The following is a 22,424-nucleotide window of genomic DNA, read 5'->3' as shown; positions in this document are numbered from 1 at the left end:
GAGCTGCGCTGATATAACTGAAAAATCGCTCATATAATTTCATTTACCACAAAACATAAAATCACAGGACATTTGCCCCTCGTAAAGGAATATATATATTCAAAAGGAGGCGGATCGAAATGAAAAGGGTAATGTACGTTGTATTATTACTCAGCTTAGTTATCGGAATGACAGCGTGTAGCAGTGGATCGCCCTCAAGTCGTACAATTTTGTCTATCGGAAAACCAGCGGAGGATAATGTCATATATTTTACGCATACAGATAACAAACGAAAGATACATGATATACAAGACATGTTTCAAAATAAGAAGTGGAAAAGAAATGAAACATTCAGCACTGTTAATAAAACATCAGATGACGTCTTATCAATAGATGAAGACAATATAGGGTTACCGGCATTATATGTTACAGTTTATTTTCATGAAGATGGAGCGGATGCTCTTAACTTGCACGGAGAGCATACGACGTTAAATAAAGAGGAACTTAATAAACTTAGAGAAAAGATGAATGCATATTATCCTAAAATGATTTCTGGTCTAGTTTCATAAATTACTTGCGAACAAAATTCCCTTATCTTTCCAAAGTAAACTAAGAGAAGGTGATCTGTCTATATGCAGTTAATAGAATATCACTTGCTACTTTAATTTTCTTTTAATATAATTAATTTAGAATTTTTAAATATTCTAAATTTTATAAAGGTGGGGTTTTTGTGAATCTCGTTCAATCTTTGGCTGAAACGGCAAAAAAGAAGGGGGAAAAACCGGCTTATATATTTATGGATCAGTCGGTCTCATATGACCAATTAAACAAAATGGTCACAAGGTTTTCTAGCAATTTAGCAGAAATGGGCATTGGAAAAGGGGACAATGTCGCATTAGTTGTTGGGAACTCACCACATTTTTTGGTCGGTTTATACGGAACAATGAAAGCCGGAGCAACTGTTATTCCAGTTAATCCAATTTATACAGCAGACGAAATGCATTATATTTTACAAAATGGAGATGTAAAAACAATCATCGTACTCGACGTCCTTCTACCTGTTATACAATCTCTTACAACAAGACTTCCTTCATTAGAAAACATCATCATATGTGAAACCTCATCAGATTTTAACCATACAGAAACCGAAAAAATGAAAACGTTTACTAGTTTTGTGGGGACTGGAGATACAACTTACGAAGGTCCTGAACTAGATGAAGAAGATGTAGCGGTTATTCTATACACTTCGGGCACAACTGGAAAACCGAAAGGCGCTATGTTAACACATAAAAATTTATATAGTAATGCGAACGATGTGGCGTCGTATTTACAATATACGGCTGATGACCGCGTTGTTGCGGCACTGCCTATGTTCCATGTATTCTGTTTAACAGTTGCGGTAAATGCACCGATTGTGAACGGGGCAACGATTTTAATGTTACCGAAATTTAGTCCGAAAGAAGTATTCCGTATTTGTCGCACGTACGAACCAACGATCTTTGCTGGCGTACCGACGATGTACAATTATTTATATTTATTTGAAGAAGCAAGCGCAGAAGATGTGAAGACGCTTCGCCTTTGTATTTCCGGTGGTGCATCGATGCCTGTTGCTCTTCTGCAAAACTTTGAAAAACGTTTTAACGTTATTGTTTCAGAAGGATACGGTTTATCAGAAGCATCACCAGTTACTTGTTTCAATCCGCTAGATCGTCCTCGGAAACCAGGATCAATTGGCACAAATATTTGGCATGTAGAAAATAAAATTGTAAATGAACTTGGGGAAGAAGTACCTGTCGGCGCAGTCGGTGAATTAATTGTTCGCGGACCTAACGTTATGAAAGGATACTATAATGCACCAGAAGATACAGCTGCGACATTGAAAGACGGCTGGCTATATACAGGTGACTTGGCGAAAATGGATGAAGAAGGTTACTTCTATATCGTGGATCGTAAAAAAGATATCGTCTTAGTTGGCGGTTATAACGTATACCCTCGTGAAGTAGAAGAAGTATTATATACGCACGAATCAGTAGCGGAAGTTGTCGTAATCGGTGTTCCTGATGAAAACTTAGGAGAAGCTGTGCGAGCGTACGTCGTTTTGAAGCAAGCAAACGTAACAGAAGAAGAACTAATGCATTACTGTACGTTACATTTAGCGAAATATAAAGTGCCGAAAAGCATTGAGTTTTTAATAGAATTGCCGAAGAATACGACGGGTAAGTTGTTAAGAAGAGCATTGAGAGAGAAAGCGATGCAAGTGTAAAAATGAGGCAACCATCTTTGGAGGTGGTTGCCTCATTTTTTTTGTATTGATTAAGCGGTGGTGCCATATATTTAAACCTGTATATGACCAACAAGGAGGGGACATACGTAGATCAGAAGAAATTAACGCTTACGTCGGGTGCAATATCTTATTTGTGAAATTATGGATGAACTCTGAAAGTGATAAGAACGGTAATTTTAATCAAAATGGAGTAGTGGACTGTGAATCAATGGCTACGGTGTTAGTAAATGCATATAAATTAGAATGGAATGAAAATAGTAAGTTACCAAAAGAATTTGCTGATTTGAAAAATCATTGGGCTCAACGTATGCCAATATTTTAGTTTAATAAGAAAATTCAAATTCCAAGTTGACACATGTGAATTACAGAATTAAAATGAAAAGAAATCGAATAGAATACATTAGAAGCTAATCAGATAAACTGAAGGCGCACAATGTTCACATTTGTGAATATATTGTGTGCCTTTTTCTATTGTATAAACTAAGGGGGCTTAACGATGAAAAAGTGGGGTAAGACAGCGTTTATGAAAAGTACAGGTGTTTTATTATCAGCAGTTGTACTTTTATCAGGGTGTGGTTCGGCAACATCCACTAGTAATTCTGAAGGAAGTGGAGATAAAAAAACAGTTGAGCTTTTAAATGTTTCTTATGATCCAACGAGGGAGTTATATCAAGATTTCAATAAAGATTTTGCGAAGTATTGGAAAGAGAAGCACGGGCAAACAGTAAATGTAAAACAATCACACGGGGGATCTGGAAGTCAAGCGCGCTCTGTTATTGATGGCTTAGAAGCAGACGTTGTTACACTAGCACTTGCTTATGATATTGATGCGATTAGTAAGAAAAAACAATTAGCAGAAGATTGGCAGAAGCGACTTGCGAATAATTCCACTCCATACACGTCAACAATTGTATTTCTTGTTCGAAAAGGAAACCCGAAAGGTATTAAAGACTGGGATGATTTAACGAAAAAAGGTGTGTCTGTCATTACACCAAACCCAAAAACATCAGGCGGGGCACGTTGGAACTATTTAGCGGCGTGGGGATACGCACTGAAAAAATATAATAATAGTGAAGATAAGGCGAAAGAGTTTGTTAGCCAAATTTATAAAAACGTAGAAGTATTAGATTCAGGAGCGCGCGGAGCAACGACAACATTTGTTGAAAAAGGAATTGGTGACGTATTAATCGCATGGGAAAATGAAGCGTTATTATCCCAAAAAGAGCTTGGAAAAGATAAATTTGAAATTGTAACCCCTTCTATTAGTGTACTTGCAGAACCACCAGTAGCGGTTGTAGATAAAGTCGTTGATAAAAAAGGAACGAAAAAAGTAGCAGAAGGGTATCTTGAATATTTGTACTCAGAAAAAGGACAGGAAATTGCGGCAAAAAACTTTTATCGTCCACGTAATGAAAAAGTAGCAGAAAAATATACATCTCAATTTCCGAAAGTTCAATTATTTACAGTAGATGAACTATTTGGTGGCTGGAAAAAAGCGCAGGAGAAACACTTTAATGACGGCGGCGTATTCGATAAAATTTATCAAAAATAATGCGTACTGCTAAAGGGGGATGAGGTGAAAGAGGATGAGGAAGAAACGTGTTTTACCAGGGTTTGGATTATCGCTTGGATTTACAATGTTGTACATGAGTTTATTCGTACTTATACCACTTTCTATCGTATTTATTCAAACTTCACAGTTAGGTTGGAAGAAGTTCGCTGGGGTTATAACGAACGAGCGTGTGTTGCATTCCTATCAAGTTAGTTTTACAACTTCATTTGCAGCTGCTATTGTAAATGCCATTTTCGGTTTATTAATAGCATGGGTGCTCGTACGCTACAAATTTCCAGGAAAAAGACTATTAGATGGACTCATTGATTTACCGTTTGCACTTCCGACAGCTGTAGCTGGTATTACACTTACAACGCTTTATGCGGAAAATGGATGGATTGGGAAAATATTTAGTCTGTTTCATATAAAAGTAGCTTTTACACCACTCGGAATTATCGTTGCGCTTACTTTTATCGGTTTACCATTTGTCGTTCGAATGGTGCAACCAGTGCTGCAAAATATTGATAAAGAAGTAGAAGAGGCAGCTTCGAGTTTAGGTGCATCCCGCTTACAAATATTTGTGAAAATCATTTTACCAGAAATCTTTCCCGCTCTTCTTGCCGGTTTTTCACTCGCATTTGCAAGAGCATTAGGAGAATACGGATCTGTCGTTTTCATCGCAGGTAATATGCCGATGAAAACAGAAATTGCACCACTGATGATTATGACGAAACTAGAACAATATGATTACGCGGGGGCAACAGCTGTAGCGACCGTGATGCTTATTATTTCCCTCCTTTTCCTTCTTCTTATTAATATGATTCAAAGCTGGAGTAGAAGGCATGAACTAAAAAGTGAATAGGAGGAGAGAAAATGGAACCAACATTATTAGAAAAGAAAATAGTAAAAAGCGTATCAGCTAAAAAAGAATCTAAGCTTGTACCAGGCATATTAATTACGATTACAGTTTTATTTTTATCTCTCTTTCTATTACTGCCACTCATAACTATTTTTCTAAAAGCCTTTGAAAGAGGGATGGATGTATACATTGCTGCTATTACAGATCAAGAAGCATTTTCAGCAATTAGGTTAACGCTTCTCGTTACGTTAATCGTTGTACCGCTGAATACGGTATTCGGAATCGCAGCGGCATGGCTTATTACAAAGTTTCAGTTTAAAGGAAAACAAGTATTACTCTCTCTTATTGAACTGCCGTTTGCTGTGTCACCAGTTATCGCAGGATTAGTATTCGTTTTACTTTTCACACCGAGGGGTGCTCTTGGCGAATGGTTACTTGAACATGGAGTGAAAATCATTTTCTCTGTACCAGGTATTATTATCGCAACAATCTTTGTAACCTTCCCGTTCGTTGCACGTGAATTAATTCCGGTTATGCAGGCGCAAGGGAAAAGTGAAGAAGAGGCAGCTTTATCACTTGGCGCAAGTGGCTGGAAAATGTTTTGGCGCGTTACGCTTCCAAATATAAAATGGGGTCTTTTATACGGCATGATTCTATGTAATGCCCGTGCTATCGGTGAGTTTGGAGCCGTTTCTGTCGTATCAGGTCACGTGCGTGGCATTACGAACACGATGCCGCTCCATATTGAAATTTTGTACAATGAATATCAATTTTCAGCAGCATTTGCAGTAGCGACGTTAATGTCATTAATTGCAGTGTTTACACTCGTTATAAAAAATTGGATTGAATGGCGAATGGAAAAACGACAATAAGGGGGATTACGGTGAGTATTCAAATTCAAGGTGTATCAAAGCAATATGGTACATTTCAAGCATTAACAGACATTCATTTGGATATTCCAAAAGGTGAACTTGTTGCCTTATTAGGCCCGTCAGGTTCTGGGAAAACGACGTTATTACGCATTATTGCAGGATTAGAAGAAGCGGATGGAGGCTCTGTTTCATTTGATGGAGAAGATTTAACAGACATTCACGTGAAAAACAGGCAAGTCGGTTTCGTCTTTCAGCACTATGCGCTCTTTAAGCATATGAATGTATTTGAGAATGTCGCTTTCGGTTTAAAAGTAAGAAAGAAAAGCTTAAGACCGTCAGCAGAAGCGATAGAAGAAAAGGTAACAGAATTATTAAAGCTCGTAAAAATGGATGGCTTTGCTAAACGTTATCCAGCGCAATTATCTGGTGGACAACGTCAACGTATTGCACTAGCCCGGGCACTTGCAGTCGAACCGAAAATTTTATTACTTGATGAACCGTTCGGTGCACTCGATGCAAAGGTGAGAAAAGAATTACGAAGATGGCTCCGAAAATTACATGACGAATTTCAAATTACGAGCGTATTCGTAACGCATGATCAAGAAGAAGCGTTAGACGTTGCAGACCGCATCGTTGTAATGAATGAAGGCTGTATTGAACAAATGGGAACACCGGAAGAAGTATATGAAAACCCAGCAAGTCCGTTTGTATATGACTTTTTAGGAAATGTAAATTTATTTCACGGCCGCGTTCATAAAGGAAAGCTAAATGTAGGATCGGTCGAACTAGAAGCACCAGAGCATAAGCACGTTTCCAACGTAGACGGAATAGCCTACGTAAGGCCGCATGACTTATCAATCTCTCGTACGAAACAAAGCATAGATGCAATCCCCGCAAAAGTATCTTATTCTCACGCAGTCGGACCTGTCGTATATGTAGAATTAAAACGAGACGGAACAGATGAATATTTAGAAGCAGAAATTACGAAAGAACAGTTTAAACAGCTGAACATTCAAGCGGGTGATTTCGTATACGTACAGCCGAAAGAAGTGAAAGTGTTTATTCCGGAGGATTTTGTAATTTAAGAGTGTTTACTCTTAAATTACAAAATCTATTAATAAGAAAAGGTCTCCTAAAAGATATTTTAGGAGACCTTTTCTTTGTTTATCGTAATAACTTTTTCTCATATGAAATGTAGTAGGAAGTTTGTATATATAATAGCGGAGCGTGTTCGAACAACTATTTGATATGAGTAGTAATGAAGATATTCTTCCTACTTTCTTACATAAAATTTTTAATTTTGGATATTTGTATCATATGTTTCTGCAACAAACACAAAGTCTACATGCTCTTTATCAATAAAAATACTTGTTTTAGATGGAAGACCTGTTATGGTAGAAACAATATCAACCTCAACAAGGTCAAATCCTACACGATAAGCATCTGAAATTTCAATTCCACCAGTTAGAAAATGCAATCCATCCCCAAATGACTTAAATACAAATACATTTTCTTTCAAACTTTTATTATCCATTTCAATCCATTCTTCGTTAATATAAATCTTAAATGTCGTGCACTTTGGAACACACTCGATGTGATGTATCCCTTTATAACTATTAAGCGAAAACATATAGGTATGAGTTTCTTTAAAGTTAATATCTATCCCGTATTTAAAAGCAAAGGTTTTATATACCATTTCATAAAACAATGGCATTACAATATCATCCCATGCGTCATAGGCAAAAGCATGAATTGGTATTAGATGAGGATATAAACTTACAATCGCTTTTTGAAAATTAAGTAAGATGGTTGTATCTGTAATTTCTTTTAAAGAATCATCTATTTCATGGTCATAATCTTTCGAAATTCTGTTATCAATCATATGACAAACTCCTTACATAGTCTTCTATATACTACGTTTTTCCGCATCATCAGTTTGTGCCTTCTTCAACTAAATTGCAAGTTTAACCGATGATTCCAAAAAAGCCCTTGTCTTATTTTATCAATCGTTAAATGGGTTGGGATACTACAAGCATTAATGAGAAAAGAAATCGTCTTTTCTTTTTTTATGATAGATGTATTTATTTTTAAACTGCATTTACTTTACTCTTTATTTCATTTAGATTTGAATATGTAACATTATTGTGTTAAAAAATATTTCAGCGAGGTGAGTTTATGAAAGAAAAGAAATGGTATAGGCAATTAGTCGTGATGGTGTAGGAGAATCATCTAAGGCCATTTTAAATGTTGTTAAAACTGGTAAAAAAGTTATACAAAGTGGCGGTAGAACTAAATATACTAGTAAACAGGCTGTAGTAGTTTTAAATAAAAAAGGTAAAGTAATTACAACTTTTGCTAAAGGTTCAAAATACATAAGGAAAGGAAAAAATAAGGTTGTTTAAATTAAATAAAGAGATGCAGATTTTATTGAAACAGACATTAGAATCACAAAATAAACATTTACTATGGTTAAATGTCTATGAAGACTTAAGTATGATAGAAACTGAAAAAATAAATAAATTGAGAGATATTATAGCAGATGAATTAATGGAGAAAGGTTTTGATGAACGAGACAATATAAACGATTTGGGAAGAGCATTAGAAGAGCTAATTGATATCTTAGGAAATTTAATACCTTAGAAAATGTTAAGCTGTATTGCAAAGTTTTTAGCAGATGGAAAGTTCCGTCAATTACAGAATGAAAGATTATATAACTTTTAGCAATGCGCTTAATACGAGCGTAGCTATGATTAGAGAGTTTTATATGTGTAAAATAACTCCAAAAATATAAGGATATATTCTGAGGGCGTATGATTATATAGTATATTTACTTATTCGAATCTTTAAAAGGAGGGGGAACATGGGGAAAATAATAGGGATTATTCTGATTATAGGTGGTATGATTCCATTAATTTATGCAATGATACAAATCTATCGGCAATGGAAAGAAAAAGGGCCTTCTTTTGCTCTTAAATCAATAATTTTCCTAGCCGTAAGCATTTTGCTAGATACTGCAACAACTATTATATTGTGTATAGTAACAGTATTCATTGGTATTTGTTTAATTATCTACATATAATAAGTTCAAGAAGGCTAACTTATCGATTGGTACTAATTGGAGGAATTGTATGAACTTCATTTTACATGGATCTAAACATACAGTTTTAGCTTCCGTTTTTGACTCATTTCAAGGTAGGGAAAAAGAATTTAATTGGCTTATAACAGACATAGAGATTGTCGCACATCAGGAAGAGAAATTTATCCGAGATTATCCTAAAATGTCGCATCCAATAGTTTGGATAGCAGGTGAAGATCTTTCAAATCTCGTAAAGAAATATAATCCTCAATTTATTTGGGGCGTACTATCTGCGTTTGATAAGTCTATAAACATTGATATTAATAATTTGCTTGTAGAGCCCTATGCAAATGGAAACGAAGGGCTCTGGGTACCAAGTCCAAATATTCAGCACCCTCAAGCAAAACTTGAAATTGTTTGTTGGGATTCCAGTTTGATGTTGTTATTAAGTAACGATATAAATATTGATGATAAATTTAGAAATTACTTTAAAGAAGCTAGGGATTTAAATGCCTATAATTCGGAATTTTGATTTTAATGGAGACAACATTAATCCGTTATACGAAACAGATATGAAAAAGGGAACGGTATGCATACTCTACAAGTAGCGTATTATAAGGTGAAAAGCGGATTCTCTGTGAGGAGAATTAGATTATTATTGATTTATAAAAACAATTAGGAATAATAAACTTAATATTATTAAGTAAGAATAGGATGGGAATAAATATAACTTTGAGAGAAAAGAAGGTGTATTATGGAGTTTACATTCGAAAAGGTTCAATGTATTGAAGATGCAAATATATATCGTGTTAGTAATGTAACTGATATTTATGAAATAGATTTATTTGATGATGATAATCGTAATGTTGATAATTTAAGTTTACTTGTTCAAGAGAGGATTAATCAGTTTATTGTACATGTAGATAAATCTGAGGAAAAAAATGTGAAAGAAGAAATAGAGTCTAAAAACATTTCCTACACAGTTTTTGATTCGGGAAGAAGGAACCTTTTCTTTGTTTTTGATTCTATACCAAGGACAGAAGTATCATATATAATCAAGTATTTTTATGGTGTAAGTATAGAAAATACTTTTGCTATTATCAGTTTAGGAAATAGCGTTGGTATTAAACTAGAGGAAATAAATCAAAGTAAATTGATGAAGTGTTTAATGGGAGAATGTGTTGTACCACAAATCGAATTAGTTCCATCATCGGCGTGTGCATTTATCCAATATGATGGTGCGCTTTTAACAATTGCTAGTAATAATTTTGATATTTGTGCAACATGAAAATAATAAGATGTAATTAAATGATTTTTTTAGCGCAAGGAGATACAAGAGGATAGTTTCTAAGCTATTAAATGATAGTTTAGGATACATGACAATGTTACATATTAGTATGGTGTAGATGCAAAATGATTGTCGAATCTTTCTAGTGAAAATAGAATAGCTGCATTAAAAATTTACAATGAACCTTATGCTATAGGAAAAGAAAGAGGGAATTGTTGATGTGGATAGCGTTTCTAGAATTTTTAGAGTTTATTATAGTTTTGAGTTTAAGTCTTATATTAACATTGGTCGTTTTTTTTCAAGAAAATTATCTGTTTGATATTAAAGAAAGTATTACCAATAATAGGATCTTGTTAATTATTCAAGTCACACGTATTTTAATGGGAATGTGGATAGTATTTGTTACAGAAACTACTATAATTGCTGTCTCAAAAGTGACTGCAATTCAATTAATTATTTTACTTCTTTTTTGGGCATGCTCGAAGTATGTACAAAAAACTCGTGAAAATTGGCTAATTACTATAGTTGCTTTTGTTATTTATGGTGTTGGTACATACTTGTATATTCAGTTTGCTTTTAGAGGCTATTAATATATCACCAGAAAAGTTAGTGGTTAGAAAGATGCATTTGTTAAATGTGTATATGAAGGAAGAGCGAATATAGGCTCTTTTTTCTTTATATATAGGATAGGACATGTATCTAATCCTCGTGGGACAAATCAAAATAGAGAACGGAAGGAATTATATGAACAAAAAAGAATTAAAATTAAAGCTACTGCAAGGTCTAGGTGAAGAGTTAAAAGAAGACGGTTATAAGATTAGGATTACACAACAAGACCTGGTGAAAAAATTTGATAAAGGAAAAATCGGTATACATTTAGCCTTTATCAATCACCTAGAAGATTTTGATGTGACGGTGGATGTGGGAATTCGTTTTGATGAATTAGAAAATATGAAAAATCAATGGGCTGACGGTTTAACAATTAGAGAGAAAAAGGAGACCTATACAATTGGAGTTGATTTAGGGAATTTAGTCTATAGAGAGCAAAAAAGGTGGCGTGTTGAAAAGGAAGAAGATATTTTACCTGTTACTATGGATATTTTAAAAGAAGTTAAGGAATACTTCATTCCATATATTGATAAGTATGTAGATATGGAAAATGTATTTGATTTATGTGTAAGAGATGATGATGAGGCTGGATTAATAGGGACAATATTTGATGGGACGCGAGCACAAAATGCTATTGGATTAGCCTTGTTATTAAATAAAGAAGAGATATTAGAACAAATCATTGAGAAAAAGAGAGAGTATTTAAAGACGAGGGATAAATTTGAATTGGAGTTATTTGAAAACTTTCTTTCTAATATGAATCTAGGATAAACAAGGTTAGTTATTCATTTTCGTGATTATAGTGGGGTTAATTGTTTATATCTGGTTTTTCTGGTTGGAAAAACATTAAACTCTAGATTTTCTATTAATCATAAATATTGGTAGCCCCTAGAAGGAAACATTTGACGTTTTTATGATTAGATATAAACTTCGAATGTAACTTATAGGGGTTTTTATTTACAGGTTTTATAATACTGGAAAGCCCATATCGAATTTTAGCCGGTTTGAGATAGTGCCTGCGAGTGATGATGGTGCACTGTAACCTTGAGCAGTAGCGATAGACTTAGCCTTTGGAAGCAAAAACCCCACAGAGTCTAGTCAACTTACCTTTTTAAAAAGTGTATCAAAGAATTATTTATTTGAGCTCAATTATATTATGTGAAATAGGAGTGAGAATCTTGTTCCAAACAATAATTTACGATAAAGCTAAATATCATTATGAAGGAGATTTCCCACAAGAATTACCGATGGAGCAAGCATTTGTACATACTGGAATGTTCTTAGGTTGGATTATTGATAATAATTTATTTAGTGATGAATTTTTAGAAGAGACCGAAGAGGAAATTAATAAATTTAAGCTTAGAAAAATGACTGGGACTCAAGTTTATATGTTCTGGGATGGGGTTTTAAGCGATGACATGTTAAATGATGAAGGGAATCAATTTGCAATAGATTATTTTGATTTTGAAAAAGGTTTATATTTAGATGATTATGATGATGTATTTTTAGAGTGTGATACATTATATCAAGTGCAAGATACTTGGGAAAATTACTTTAAATTAAAAGAAGTGATCGATATTAGGTATACAGAATGGAAAAAACTTAAAAATAACGGGTAAAGAGGACTTTAAGTAATGGAATATTTTTTGTTCCAAATGAAGGTTTATTATATGCTATAGAAAAGGGGAGAAATAATGAAATTCCCAAAAGATGAAGATGGACAAGTATTAAATATGTTATACAAGCAAGGTATAGATTTTAATAAAAAACATATAGTAGATTTCTTTATTGCAATTCCTGATCAAGGTAATGGAGAAAAAATAATTGGCAGACTACAAGAGCTGGGCTTAAATTGTGAATTAGATTATAATGAAGAATTTGAAGATTGGACGTGTACTTGTTCTAAAGAAATGTTCTTAATTTATGAGGATATTGTAGAGATGCAAAAGGAATTGAATAAACTAGGTGAAGAGTTTGGTGGATATACAGATGGTTGGGGTGCATTTGTGTAATATTGAATTTATTTATCGTGATAAAATAAATTAGACGAAGTAAAGAAACTATTTACGGAAAGAAGGGCTTATATAAGTTCTTCTTTCTTTGTATATATTAAGATATCTTAGTGATAGAAACGTATATGATATGTGGGCGGGGGCTACTGGTAAAAGCCCAATTGGTAAGGGCTAATTAAAGTTTCACTTTATATAGGTTTTGAGAGAGTAAGATATATTGTTTGTAGCGGAGATCTTGAAGGAAGGGAGCGTGTGATAATTGGCAATGACGGATGAACAATTCGAAAATTATCTTGTTATGTGTTATGACAAATTAGAAAGTAAACAGCAAAAATTCATTTCAGATTATAATATCTATAACTTTGATGAGTATTGGTATGATCAAGATCAATGTATATTACAGTTTAAAAAAAATGGTCAAGTATTACTTGAATTTAGTGTTGTTTTTATAGGTTCTTGGTCTGAAAAGAGTAACAGTTGGATGTGGTCTTGGGCTAATGAGAATGTGGCTGATTATGCAAGAAGTAAGTCTAACTGTTTGAAAGATTTACAAAAGATTACAGGAAGTGAGGTTTTTATAAATCCACTTTTTGAATGCGATCAAGAAATGGCGTATGAGCTAGCAGCCTTTTCCATTAAATATTTAGATGCAGAAGGAGTGTATATAGCACCAGGTGAGAGAAGTGATGTATTTATGGCTGTTATGTCACCGTGTGCGTTGTGAGTAGAGCATATTAAAAATATAGATAAGGTAGAATGAAAAAGGAGTACAGTTTAATAAATTAATAAAAGGTATCATAGGTCCTCGATGCATGGTGATAAATTTAAAGGAGTGAATTATATTGCTTGAAGTAAAGTTTTACGATTGGAAAAAAAACGTCCTAAAAAACATTATTTGCTTGTACATGAAATTAGAATTTTTGAGCTAATTTTCTCAAAGAAAGTTAGCGAGTTTGAGATGGGATTAAGAGAGATTGAAAAAGTAACTGTCTTTTGTTTAGCTAACGAAAACACTGATATTTCATATGAAGTGAATAGAGCTTTGGGTGAAATTCGTATATATGTTCCATATGATTTTATGGACTTTTTAGCATTAAATTCAGTTGAAGAGAAATACAAAGAGTTTTGCAAATTAGTACGCCAATATGTTGTCCCTGGACTTGAAGAAAACTATACTCTTTCATCATCTGTTGTGAAAGGGTATATAGAGGAATCTTTAGATGAAATTGTGAAGCAAAACTATGAAGGAATATTTTTAGTTGGGAAGACACCTAAGAAAAGCCCAAGCCGTAAGAGGATAGCGATATTAAAAGGAATTCATCGTGTTAAAGGTTTCCAACTACGATGTGAAGTGTATGATGAAAAGGGATTAAAGATTCGAGATCAACTATTGGTGGAAGAGGTAGGGAATGAAATGGTATATTCTAGATTCTTAGGGACATTAAAATGGGAAAGTGAAAATCTAATAGTAGTTCAATCTAAATCCAGTAGTTGGAAAGAAGAAATCTATCTTTAATAACAAGGTTGTATAGTAGAAAGAGGGTTGTAGAGCATAAATGAATTTTTTTCGAAAAAATAAATTAAGTGACATTCAGAAAAAGTACTATGAACATTTTGGAGAGCCGATTCAATTTGTTAATTATTATAGCCGCGGATCGGTTATGTATTTTCAAACGGATGATAGGCTTTATTATGTTAATTTACTGAATGTATGAGGTGATAAATGTGAATGAACGTCTAAAGAAAATTGCAATGTTAAGAGAAAAGGTAGAGGAAAAGGCTACTAGAGAAAAGTTTTTAATGTTATGTCCGTCTATAAAAGAATTTGAGATTATTAGCGGGAAGAAAATTGCTTCATTAGTAAACTTTTTAATTGATGAAACACCGAATCCTATCAAAGTTATGAGTGAATTAAATGCTGAACAAGTTATCAATGAAATAAAAGAATTTGAACGTGAATTAACTAGTTTATTGTCTAAGAAGATTATTGTATGGTATGCACATGAAAATTGGGACTTTGGTGTGCAATTAGAATTAGAAGATTTCATGTTATATACAAAAGAAGTATTACATTTCATTGGATATGACGATGCTCAAAGAGGATTAATTTATTCTAGCCTTATTGTAGTAGATGAAGCAATGAGAAGTGCTTTTTCTTTTCTAAAGAATGAGTATAATGTCGAGATAGTACTATGGAAAGAAAGCTGAGTGTATTAGAGTGTTTTAAAACAAATTGGATGAATGGTTGAATTTATTATTGGAAGAAGTGGTGCGTGGTTTAGTGTGATAGAAAGAAAAAGAGAGTCTTCAAGGGATATGTATAAGAGAGTAAAGGAGAGGAAATATGTCTTTTTATAAAAAGGAAATAAAAGGGGATAAATTGATTATAAGTGACGAAAGCATTGATATTTTAATGGATGCTTTTCAAAATAAAGGTGAAGAGATGCCTAAAAATATATCATGGAATTTCATAGCGACGGTATTACTCGCGGGATCTTATTATGAATAAGTAAAAAAACGAAGAGTCTAAATAGTCCCTTCGTTTTTTTACTTATTTTTTCTCTACTAACTTTTTATTCTTCCAATCTAGTGTAAATGATTTATTAAATGTTTTTTGATCAACGTCTTTTACGTTGTTTCCAACCCAGTTTGCAGTTCCGAATGTGTAGCCTGGACGAAGTTGGTAGTCGTCGGCGTGTTTTGTATAAGCGACTTGTAAGTTAGATTGATCTGTATTTTTTTCAGAGATAACAACAGCAATCATACCAGGAGAGAAACCACTATTTGTTAATGCTGGAAGTTGATCCATCGGTATTAAATTACCTTTTGCATCAGATTCATATAGGTATGTGCGAGAGTACATAAACAGTTGGTTTCCGTATAAAGAATGGTAGGAATCACGTGTGTAAATACCCCAGTTTTGATTGTTATATCCGTTAAAGAATACGTTCCATTTTACGTTTTTGTTTGTTTGGTCAATTAAATTTGTTTTATAACTAGTTTGTTTATAGCTTACAGAGTCCGACCAAGTTACTTGACCAGTTGCACCAGCTTCACCGCTAGGGCCATTAGGCGTTACAGAAGCTTTAACAGAGCCACCAAGTTGATAAGATACGCTAGATGTTACAGTCGTTTCTTCTACAGCATTTGTAGGTGCTACGTTAAAGAAACGAGCGCTGTTATCTTGAAGGTTAAATGCAACATCATATTGTGAAGGATAACGTAATGTTGCACTAGCGCCAGGGATTGGGTAGTTATCAATAGGTGCATCACTTATAGTAGGATTTGCTTTTAGAAAACTACCAGTTGTATTAATAACGGCAATCTGTTTATCAGCGCTTGGGTCATCGATAAAAGTTACCTTTAAAGACATTGTCATATTATCAGCTTGATCATTATTAAATGTATTATAGCTCGTATGTGTTTTTGCATTTTGCCCGATATCTGTTACAACTTGCGATGTTGTTTGAGCATAAGCAGCAGGTGTTGAAAGAGTTACAGCGCTACTAGCAAAAACAGCGGATAATGCTAAATATTTTAAGTATGTTTTAGAACGTTTCATACAATCACTTCCTTTTATCTTTGTCGATATATGTCGTATTACATTTATATCGTAACATGAAAATAAAACGGAATGGATGGTTATGCATAATTGCATAGATGAGTTTTGAAGGATAAAGATAATAGAATTTCATCCAACACTTAAGACTCAAAAATGTCCATTACAGCCGTTCTTAAAAATTTTAAGACAATATGTTTATCAATGTTCTTATTCTGAAGATTGAAGCGCTTAATATTTACGTTATAAGTGCATAACAAGTTATAATAGAAGAAATCAATAAGGAGGCTGGCTGTGAAGAATCTTCGTTATCTCAATATATTTACCATATTAATTATATACACACTACTTATGTTTTACATCGGCTGGAACGGATGGGTTTGGCTTCATGCGGTATTTGGCTGGGAATCTTGGGGATATTATGCTTTTATAGTTGCATTTATTTCATATGCGTACATTCTCGTGCAAGTGTTTAAGTTTTTGCCATTTCTGCGAACGATAGGTTCGATTTGGTTTGCGGTTATACAATATGCGCTTATGCTGTTGCCATTAGCTAATATTATGGTCTTTCTTTTACAGTTTTCAGTAGAGAAAGAAGCGGCAATTATTTGGACAGGGGCGGCTGTGATAGCTGCATTTATCTTTATCTTTGCGTATGGAGTATTTAATGCGTATAGTCCGGTAGTAAGAAAGTACGAGGTGCACATACCGAAAAAGGTAGAGGGGCGTAAAAGTTTATGCATTGCGATGGCTTCTGATATGCATTTCGGTAAACTGTCTGGCGTTTCGCATTTAAAAAGACTTGTTCGTCATGTAAATGAGATGGAACCTGATATTATTTTACTGCCAGGTGATATTATCGATGATCATCCAGGTGTGTTCATTCAAAAGAATATGGGACCAATCATGAAACAAATGAAAGCACCATTAGGCGTATATGGCGTATTAGGAAACCATGAATACTACGGTAGAGCGGTTCCAGAGTTTTTACAAGAGATGGATAAGATTGATATTCGTATTCTTTTAGATGAAGTAATTACAATTGAAGGTGACTTTTATCTCGTTGGAAGAAGAGATAAAACAGAGCGAGATCGCCAAAGCTTTGAACAATTAATGAGTACGGTAGATAAATCGATGCCTGTTATCGCAATGGATCACCAGCCATTTGAGTTGAAACAAGCAGCGGAGGCGGGTGTTGATTTACTATTATCAGGTCACACGCACCGCGGACAAATGGCGCCGAATCATATTGTAACGAGAAGAATGTACGAATTAGACTGGGGATACGCACAAAAAGGTGCATTCCACGCGATTGTTTCTTCTGGATTTGGGTTTTGGGGACCACCGCTTAGACTTGGTAGTAGGTCGGAGATTGTGCAGGTAGAAGTTACATTTGAATAGGGGTTATGAAATAGAGAGCTGATGGCTCTCTATTTTTTTTAATAAAAACAAATAACAATAAATATTTATGTTGGTGCTAATTTCATAAAAGAGATACGATTATAAGACTCGATTAAAATAAAGGGGGATTGTAAGTGATCATATCAGATGTACTATACGGAGAATTTGAAGTGGATCAAGTAGTAGAAGAATTAATTTCAAGTAAGTCTATGCAAAGACTAAAGGGAATTCATCAAGCAGGCGCAAGTTACTTAATGAACGAGAAATGGAATGTAACGCGCTTTGATCATTCAGTTGGTGTTATGTTGTTAGTGAAAAAACTTGGTGGTTCAGTAGAAGAACAAATTGCAGGTTTACTGCATGACGTATCACATACTGCTTTTTCTCATGTGATTGATTATGTTTTTGATAATATAAATGAAAGTTATCATGAAGAGATATTTAGCTCCGTTGTGAAAAACTCAGAAATTCCAGTGATTCTTTCAAAGCATGGTTATAACTATAAAGATATTTTGTTAGATGATTCGAAATGGACGTTACTCGAAAGGTCAGCACCAGAATTATGCGCAGACAGAGTTGATTATACGTTACGAGATATGTATACATATGGGTATGTTTCTTTAGAAGAAGTTCACAGTTTTTTAGAGGATGTCATTGCTGTAGATGGGAAAATGGTCCTTCAAAATATCGAAATAGCTGAATGGTTTGCAGAAACGTATTACAAAGAAGTAATCGATTTCTTTATGCAACCAATGAATATTTACGGAAATGATACGTTAGCAAAAACGCTAAAGTTAGCTCTACACAAAAAGGTTATTCATGCAGATGATTTTCTTCTTGAAGATGATGAGCTAATTTCGAAATTGCAGCAATGTACTGATTCAGAAGTACATGCTTTATTAAGAAAAGTTCATCCGAATGTAAAAGTAAAAGAAGATAGAAACGATTATGATTTGTATCAGAAAAATAAAGTCCGTCTCATTGATTCTCCATTATTTCGTGAAGGTGAAGTTGTTCCATCGTCTGTTGTGTCGGAAAAAATAAGACAGATGAGCGAGGTCGCTTATGAAAAAGCGGTGAGAGGGATGTATGTGAAAGTGATTTCGGATTAAAAAGGAGAGCATATCTTTGCTCTCCTTTTCCTCATCACTGATCAAACCAATTCCAAACCTCAATATCCCCAAGAGTCGCATAACGCACATTCGGTGAGTTTTGTAATTTCAATAATTCTTTCGACGGGCCAGTAATGACCATGCCGTATACTTTAACGCCGTTATCTTTTATATACTGATAGCGCTTATCTAAGTTCAGATCCTTTTCACGAGTCCAAGTCGTTTTACTTACAGTTTCTTTATTTATAGAAAGAATGCGCATCATTTCGATTACTTCATCTTCTTTTGTGTGTAGTTTTTTTGTTTCATTTTCAGGAAGATTTATATGTTCTCGAAATCCGATAACTTCTCCGCTATGCAAGAGAAAATCGTCTTCATTTATTCTTTCTTGTCCTGTGTCTAAGGCGTACCATAAAGGAGTTGGTGGCATTTCTTGTGCTTCAAATGCGCTATATAGAATGGATTCGACTTCTTGTAAAGTGTAAACTTTATCGAAAGATATCGCTAATTCTGCAACGGTACCCTCATGTATCTTTCCAAGTGTATCCCAAACTTTTTTAGATGATTCTTTCAAAGAAGCTTCTTCCTTAATTTTTGGATGAACAAAGGAAAGTTTTTTTGAATAGGCTCTGTTTTCCCAAGATTGATTTGTGACAGTTACAGATGATAAGAAACTACGCATTGTTACTGTACCAATTGGAAATTCTTTTTTACCAATCGTTTTATATAAATCCATTTCAGTTTCTGTACGAAAGAAAGGTTTAACCTTCGTATTTCCTCCAGCGGAACGACTATTTGGCATTGTTGCTTCTATTGCGAGTGCTGGTATATCATCCACTTTCCGGAAGTTTTTCATTTCGTTCGAATAGAAGTAAAAGGAAGATGCAAAATGACCAACAAAATAGATTGCTATACAAACAGCAAGGACAAAACTAACGGTTTGCCAACGCTGTTTCCATTTTATTTTCCAAAACGGGACTTTTAGATTTTGTGGTGGTAGTCTTTTCTTTATCGGTTCACTTTTTGAAAGCAAATCATCTAAGTAATCGTCACACTCTTCACATGTTTCAATATGACTTTCTAACCGCTCTTGTTCATCCTGCGTGAGCGTTCCGTTTTCGTATTTCTCCCATAGTTTTTTAAACTTTGTACAACCCATCCTAATCACTCCTTTATGCCTTGTGTTTCTTTTCGTCCCCTGTGTAATTCAATTTTCACTTTCGCTAGTGAGAGACCAGTCATCTCTGCTATTTCCTTATACGAGAATCCGTAGTAATCTCGTAATAGTAGAACATTTCGTCTTTCAAGGGGAAGCGAAGATAAACTGTCTAACCAACTAGCAATCTCATGTTTTACAAAATAAGAGTGTTCTGTACTTGGTACGTTTGGTAAATGGAATTCTTCCACTGTCGTTGTTTTATATCTTTTTTCTTTTCGATACCAATCGATAAAGGCGTTGTAGGCAATTGTAAATAACCACGGCCTAATTTCTTCTCCTTTATAATAGTCAATATGGATGAGCATGCGGTAAAACGTTTCTTGCATGAGATCTTCCGCGTAGTGAGAATCTCCGGTTAGGGAGAGAAGATAGCGAAATAAATCTTGCATGTGCTCGGAGTAAATGTCTTCTAATGATTGTTTGCGTTTCACTACATTTCCCTCCCTTCATACATAACAACGAAATACATATCAAAAAGTTACATTTGTTTTTAAAAATATAGTAAAAAACGTCAAGAATTGGATAGGATTCTCTTTTATCATAATACATATAAGGCGGGTGAACAGAGATGGAAAGCTATGAAACACAAATTCAAAGGTCAATTGATTATATTGAGGAAGATGTCATGGAAAAACAGACGCTGCGTAATTTAGCACGTATTGCAGGTTTTTCTGAGTCGCATTTTCATCGTGTATTTCAGGCGTTAGTAGGTGATACAGTAATGGAGTATGTTCGAAAGAGGAGGTTAGCCCGGGCAGCTTATCAACTTTCTCATACGGATGAAAAAGTTATTGATATCGCATTTGAGCATGGCTTTCAATCTCACGAAACGTTCACGAGAGCCTTTAAGAAATTATTTCAAATGACACCGAGTGAATATCGAAAACAAGAAATTGAAACACCGATGTATTACAGCGTGAATGTAAAGCAAAGAAAATTAAATCCGTATTTAGGAGGCATACAAATGGAATATCGTATTGTAAATAAACCAGAATTTTTAATGGTAGGTTATGAACTGAAGACGACAAGTAAAGAAGGGAAAAACCATCAAGACATCCCAGCATTTTGGCAAGAATATTTACAAAAAGATCTTGGAACAACGATTCCGAATCGTAAAGATACGAGCCAATGGGTAGAGCTTGGATTATGTACTGATTTTAATTTAGAAACAGGGGACTTCACTTATATTATCGGAATGGAAGTTACAGACTTTGAAAATGTACCAAATGAAATTGCAAAGCGTACTTTCCCTGCAGCAACATATGCAGTATTTACAACGCCGAAAGTTCCTCATAAAGAAATGGTATCGTCTATTCACCAAACTTGGAATGCAGTATTCTCAGAATGGTTCCCACATTCAGGGTATGAACATTGCGGAGTTACAGAGTTTGAACTGTACGATGAGCGTTGCCACGAAGATAAAAGTGAGTTCGCTCAAGTAGAACTTTGGATACCGGTGAAGAAAAAATAATAGGGTAAGAGCGAATCATTGGGAGATGGTTCGCTTTTTCATAAAAGGAGAAATGGGAAAATGTTCAAAAAACTAGAATGTGTATCTATACATACGAAAGATATAGAAAGATCAGTTTCTTTCTATAAAGAAATGGGAATGAAGCAAAACTGGATGATAGAAAGAGAACTAGAAGAAGGAGCTATTTGGACGTTAATAGGATTGAAGTTTCCAGATGAAAAAAGTTCGGAGTTAGTAATAAGCAATCATCCGGATATTAATTTTATGGAAGTCGAAGTATTAGTAGAAGATGTACAACAAACGTATGAGAGTTTAAAAGATAATAAAGATGTAAAGTGGATTCGCGAACCATTTCCAACAGAATCAGGACATGTTGCCGTAATGGAAGCACCTGATGAGAATGTGTTTGTGTTAGTAGGGAAATAGCTGAAATATGGAGTGACCTTTCATAGTGAGTTATGAAAGGTTATTTTTATCCCGCTATTTGTCGGGCAGCCCGATTGGTGAGGGCTAATAATCAGTGCAGGATGAACAAAATCTCCACTGATTAAAGTTTCACTTTATAAGTGGATTGTTAAATTTGTATTTTTTTATCTGTAATACATATGAAAATGGTAAAATAAAACAGCAATTAAATATTGCGGGTGGAAGGTTATGCCCTTTCTTCATTTGGTGAAGAAAGGAGGTGTAATCGTATGGAATTTCTTTTGCAAATTTTGTTGGAAGTCACAAAAACTATAGCTAGAGAAGGTATAGTTTTGGGATTTAAGAAATTAACGGCAAAAAAGCGTAAAAAGAAGACCACCCGTCTGCCTGCGAAGCGTGGGAAGTCTTCTAAGCTCAAATAAGCTTTAGTTGCAACCTTCCACCTTACGGTAATTAGTTGCAGTGACGGGGTGTTGGAAGCACCTCGTCTACTTCATTTTATGCAAAACTTAGCTAGTTTATACTTCTATTTATAGTATAACAGTTTAGAAATGTATTTGTTAATAGTTTTATTTTTACTTTGTATAGTAGGGAGGTAGGTTAGTATTGTCGGTTTTTGTCGGTAAGTCGATATATCTAGAAAATCGCTGATATAATTCGAGTTGCGCTGATATATTCAAAAAATCGCTGATATAATTCGAGTTG

28 protein-coding genes and 1 pseudogene are annotated in these 22,424 nt (G+C 34.4%); 24 read left to right on the top strand and 5 right to left on the bottom strand.

Annotated features, from left to right (window positions below; genetic code table 11):
• The first annotated feature begins 119 nt into the window (after window positions 1-119).
• The 7 genes from EBQ15_RS17880 to EBQ15_RS17850 all read left to right on the top strand — a co-directional run bounded on the left by EBQ15_RS17880 (window position 120) and on the right by EBQ15_RS17850 (window position 6,631).
• Window positions 120-548 (top strand): hypothetical protein, encoded by a 429-nt coding sequence (locus EBQ15_RS17880; protein ID WP_000832644.1) that lies wholly within the window; start codon window positions 120-122, stop codon window positions 546-548.
• Window positions 549-709: 161 nt separating this feature from the next.
• Entirely contained in the window at window positions 710-2,242 is a 1,533-nt protein-coding gene (locus EBQ15_RS17875; protein WP_001055200.1) for a fatty acid--CoA ligase family protein, read from the top strand.
• 166 nt (window positions 2,243-2,408) lie between these two features.
• The gene (locus EBQ15_RS17870; RefSeq protein WP_001999272.1) at window positions 2,409-2,585 is read left to right on the top strand and encodes a hypothetical protein; all 177 of its coding nucleotides are present in this window, start codon (window positions 2,409-2,411) and stop codon (window positions 2,583-2,585) included.
• A gap of 174 nt (window positions 2,586-2,759) precedes the next feature.
• Complete coding sequence (locus EBQ15_RS17865) at window positions 2,760-3,815, top strand: sulfate ABC transporter substrate-binding protein (RefSeq protein ID WP_000758703.1); 1,056 nt, start codon at window positions 2,760-2,762, stop codon at window positions 3,813-3,815.
• Window positions 3,816-3,849: 34 nt separating this feature from the next.
• Complete coding sequence (gene cysT, locus EBQ15_RS17860) at window positions 3,850-4,677, top strand: sulfate ABC transporter permease subunit CysT (RefSeq protein WP_001227879.1); 828 nt, start codon at window positions 3,850-3,852, stop codon at window positions 4,675-4,677.
• An 11-nt stretch (window positions 4,678-4,688) separates the two neighbouring features.
• Window positions 4,689-5,546: a sulfate ABC transporter permease subunit CysW gene (gene cysW, locus EBQ15_RS17855; protein ID WP_000433827.1), complete on the top strand. Its 858-nt coding sequence runs from the start codon at window positions 4,689-4,691 to the stop codon at window positions 5,544-5,546.
• Window positions 5,547-5,557: 11 nt separating this feature from the next.
• Window positions 5,558-6,631, top strand: a complete 1,074-nt coding sequence (locus tag EBQ15_RS17850) for a sulfate/molybdate ABC transporter ATP-binding protein (protein WP_000027103.1) — start codon at window positions 5,558-5,560, stop codon at window positions 6,629-6,631.
• A 209-nt stretch (window positions 6,632-6,840) separates the two neighbouring features.
• Here the strand turns inward: EBQ15_RS17850 and EBQ15_RS17840 are convergent, their stop codons facing one another.
• Window positions 6,841-7,428 (bottom strand): hypothetical protein, encoded by a 588-nt coding sequence (locus EBQ15_RS17840; RefSeq protein ID WP_000566766.1) that lies wholly within the window; start codon window positions 7,426-7,428, stop codon window positions 6,841-6,843.
• Between the two features lie 512 nt (window positions 7,429-7,940).
• Here EBQ15_RS17840 and EBQ15_RS17835 point away from each other — a divergent pair.
• From EBQ15_RS17835 to EBQ15_RS31220, 12 genes are all read left to right on the top strand, one after another.
• Entirely contained in the window at window positions 7,941-8,186 is a 246-nt protein-coding gene (locus EBQ15_RS17835; RefSeq protein WP_000475563.1) for a hypothetical protein, read from the top strand.
• Between the two features lie 220 nt (window positions 8,187-8,406).
• A complete protein-coding gene (locus EBQ15_RS17830) occupies window positions 8,407-8,625 on the top strand; it encodes a hypothetical protein (RefSeq protein ID WP_000516159.1) in 219 nt (72 codons plus the stop codon).
• 49 nt (window positions 8,626-8,674) lie between these two features.
• The gene (locus tag EBQ15_RS17825; protein WP_001009365.1) at window positions 8,675-9,154 is read left to right on the top strand and encodes a hypothetical protein; all 480 of its coding nucleotides are present in this window, start codon (window positions 8,675-8,677) and stop codon (window positions 9,152-9,154) included.
• Between the two features lie 222 nt (window positions 9,155-9,376).
• Window positions 9,377-9,910 carry a hypothetical protein gene (locus EBQ15_RS17820; protein ID WP_000397228.1) on the top strand — a complete coding sequence of 178 codons (534 nt, stop codon included), beginning with the start codon at window positions 9,377-9,379 and terminating at the stop codon, window positions 9,908-9,910.
• Window positions 9,911-10,128: 218 nt separating this feature from the next.
• Window positions 10,129-10,500 (top strand): hypothetical protein, encoded by a 372-nt coding sequence (locus tag EBQ15_RS17815; RefSeq protein WP_000264707.1) that lies wholly within the window; start codon window positions 10,129-10,131, stop codon window positions 10,498-10,500.
• Between the two features lie 154 nt (window positions 10,501-10,654).
• Window positions 10,655-11,290 (top strand): hypothetical protein, encoded by a 636-nt coding sequence (locus EBQ15_RS17810; protein WP_001034373.1) that lies wholly within the window; start codon window positions 10,655-10,657, stop codon window positions 11,288-11,290.
• A gap of 407 nt (window positions 11,291-11,697) precedes the next feature.
• Window positions 11,698-12,138, top strand: coding sequence for a DUF7832 domain-containing protein (locus tag EBQ15_RS17805; protein WP_000487868.1), 441 nt, complete (start codon window positions 11,698-11,700; stop codon window positions 12,136-12,138).
• Window positions 12,139-12,213: 75 nt separating this feature from the next.
• Window positions 12,214-12,531 (top strand): ribonuclease E inhibitor RraB, encoded by a 318-nt coding sequence (locus EBQ15_RS17800; RefSeq protein WP_000671650.1) that lies wholly within the window; start codon window positions 12,214-12,216, stop codon window positions 12,529-12,531.
• Window positions 12,532-12,790: 259 nt separating this feature from the next.
• Entirely contained in the window at window positions 12,791-13,255 is a 465-nt protein-coding gene (locus EBQ15_RS17795; protein WP_001251760.1) for a DUF6882 domain-containing protein, read from the top strand.
• Window positions 13,256-13,489: 234 nt separating this feature from the next.
• Window positions 13,490-14,047 carry a hypothetical protein gene (locus EBQ15_RS17790; protein ID WP_001999281.1) on the top strand — a complete coding sequence of 186 codons (558 nt, stop codon included), beginning with the start codon at window positions 13,490-13,492 and terminating at the stop codon, window positions 14,045-14,047.
• A 209-nt stretch (window positions 14,048-14,256) separates the two neighbouring features.
• The gene (locus tag EBQ15_RS17785; RefSeq protein WP_001005736.1) at window positions 14,257-14,739 is read left to right on the top strand and encodes a hypothetical protein; all 483 of its coding nucleotides are present in this window, start codon (window positions 14,257-14,259) and stop codon (window positions 14,737-14,739) included.
• A 136-nt stretch (window positions 14,740-14,875) separates the two neighbouring features.
• Window positions 14,876-15,040, top strand: a complete 165-nt coding sequence (locus EBQ15_RS31220; RefSeq protein WP_000011711.1) for a hypothetical protein — start codon at window positions 14,876-14,878, stop codon at window positions 15,038-15,040.
• 42 nt (window positions 15,041-15,082) lie between these two features.
• Here the strand turns inward: EBQ15_RS31220 and cytK2 are convergent, their stop codons facing one another.
• The gene (gene cytK2, locus EBQ15_RS17780) at window positions 15,083-16,093 is read right to left on the bottom strand and encodes a beta-channel forming cytolysin CytK2 (RefSeq protein WP_000830638.1); all 1,011 of its coding nucleotides are present in this window, start codon (window positions 16,091-16,093) and stop codon (window positions 15,083-15,085) included.
• A 143-nt stretch (window positions 16,094-16,236) separates the two neighbouring features.
• Window positions 16,237-16,350 (bottom strand): annotated as a pseudogene (locus tag EBQ15_RS31890) (TetR family transcriptional regulator); the annotation flags it as partial.
• 34 nt (window positions 16,351-16,384) lie between these two features.
• On the opposite strand from EBQ15_RS31890, the gene EBQ15_RS17770 reads away from it, so the two are divergent.
• Both EBQ15_RS17770 and EBQ15_RS17765 read left to right on the top strand, forming a co-directional pair.
• Window positions 16,385-17,491 (top strand): metallophosphoesterase, encoded by a 1,107-nt coding sequence (locus tag EBQ15_RS17770; protein WP_000793733.1) that lies wholly within the window; start codon window positions 16,385-16,387, stop codon window positions 17,489-17,491.
• A gap of 134 nt (window positions 17,492-17,625) precedes the next feature.
• The gene (locus EBQ15_RS17765) at window positions 17,626-18,603 is read left to right on the top strand and encodes an HD domain-containing protein (RefSeq protein WP_000587062.1); all 978 of its coding nucleotides are present in this window, start codon (window positions 17,626-17,628) and stop codon (window positions 18,601-18,603) included.
• A gap of 34 nt (window positions 18,604-18,637) precedes the next feature.
• On the opposite strand, the gene EBQ15_RS17760 is transcribed toward EBQ15_RS17765, so the two are convergent.
• Window positions 18,638-19,762 (bottom strand): anti-sigma factor, encoded by a 1,125-nt coding sequence (locus EBQ15_RS17760; RefSeq protein WP_000501953.1) that lies wholly within the window; start codon window positions 19,760-19,762, stop codon window positions 18,638-18,640.
• A gap of 5 nt (window positions 19,763-19,767) precedes the next feature.
• Window positions 19,768-20,253, bottom strand: a complete 486-nt coding sequence (locus EBQ15_RS17755) for an RNA polymerase sigma factor (protein ID WP_000823978.1) — start codon at window positions 20,251-20,253, stop codon at window positions 19,768-19,770.
• Between the two features lie 137 nt (window positions 20,254-20,390).
• Here EBQ15_RS17755 and EBQ15_RS17750 point away from each other — a divergent pair, with 137 nt between their 5' ends.
• The 3 genes from EBQ15_RS17750 (at window position 20,391) to EBQ15_RS31215 (ending at window position 22,141) form a co-directional block, all read left to right on the top strand.
• Window positions 20,391-21,293, top strand: a complete 903-nt coding sequence (locus tag EBQ15_RS17750; RefSeq protein WP_000446847.1) for an AraC family transcriptional regulator — start codon at window positions 20,391-20,393, stop codon at window positions 21,291-21,293.
• A gap of 60 nt (window positions 21,294-21,353) precedes the next feature.
• A complete protein-coding gene (locus tag EBQ15_RS17745; protein WP_000473642.1) occupies window positions 21,354-21,719 on the top strand; it encodes a VOC family protein in 366 nt (121 codons plus the stop codon).
• 269 nt (window positions 21,720-21,988) lie between these two features.
• The gene (locus tag EBQ15_RS31215; protein ID WP_000394953.1) at window positions 21,989-22,141 is read left to right on the top strand and encodes a hypothetical protein; all 153 of its coding nucleotides are present in this window, start codon (window positions 21,989-21,991) and stop codon (window positions 22,139-22,141) included.
• Window positions 22,142-22,424 lie beyond the last annotated feature (283 nt).

Source organism: Bacillus sp. 2D03, from assembly GCF_003946765.1.
GTDB lineage: Bacteria > Bacillota > Bacilli > Bacillales > Bacillaceae_G > Bacillus_A > Bacillus_A cereus.
Note: the sequence above shows the minus strand (reverse complement) of the source record. Positions and strands in the feature narration are given on the sequence as shown.